Annotated in this window: 4 tRNA genes; all 4 read left to right on the forward strand. The window is 55.8% G+C overall.

The annotated features are described in order from the left end of the window. Positions 1–61 precede the first annotated feature (61 nt). The 4 genes from A194_RS0116560 to A194_RS0116575 all read left to right on the forward strand — a co-directional run bounded on the left by A194_RS0116560 (position 62) and on the right by A194_RS0116575 (position 403). A tRNA-Leu gene (locus A194_RS0116560) sits at positions 62–150 on the forward strand. Positions 151–155: 5 nt separating this feature from the next. Continuing rightward, positions 156–232 (forward strand) — tRNA-Arg (locus A194_RS0116565). Between the two features lie 11 nt (positions 233–243). Continuing rightward, positions 244–317 (forward strand) — tRNA-Pro (locus tag A194_RS0116570). Between the two features lie 10 nt (positions 318–327). Continuing rightward, positions 328–403, forward strand: a tRNA-Ala gene (locus A194_RS0116575). Positions 404–414 lie beyond the last annotated feature (11 nt).

Below are 414 nucleotides of genomic sequence, written 5' to 3' on the forward strand. Positions count from 1 at the left end.
AACACCACCTTGCCAAGGTGGGGGTCGCGGGTTCGAATCCCGTCTTCCGCTCCACTATATTGCCGGGGTGGCGGAATTGGCAGACGCACAGGACTTAAAATCCTGCGGTAGTTTACTACCGTGCCGGTTCGAATCCGGCCCTCGGCACCATCTTTGCGCCCGTAGCTCAATTGGATAGAGCGTTTGACTACGGATCAAGAGGTTAGGGGTTCGACTCCTCTCGGGCGCGCCATTTTAATATTGCGGGAAGTAGCTCAGCTTGGTAGAGCACTTGGTTTGGGACCAAGGGGTCGCAGGTTCGAATCCTGTCTTCCCGATTTCTCTAACGGGGCCTTAGCTCAGATGGGAGAGCGCCTGCTTTGCACGCAGGAGGTCAGCGGTTCGATCCCGCTAGGCTCCACCAATTAATTTTTC

This window comes from Alkalibacillus haloalkaliphilus C5, from assembly GCF_000269905.1.
Lineage (GTDB): Bacteria > Bacillota > Bacilli > Bacillales > Alkalibacillaceae > Alkalibacillus > Alkalibacillus haloalkaliphilus_A.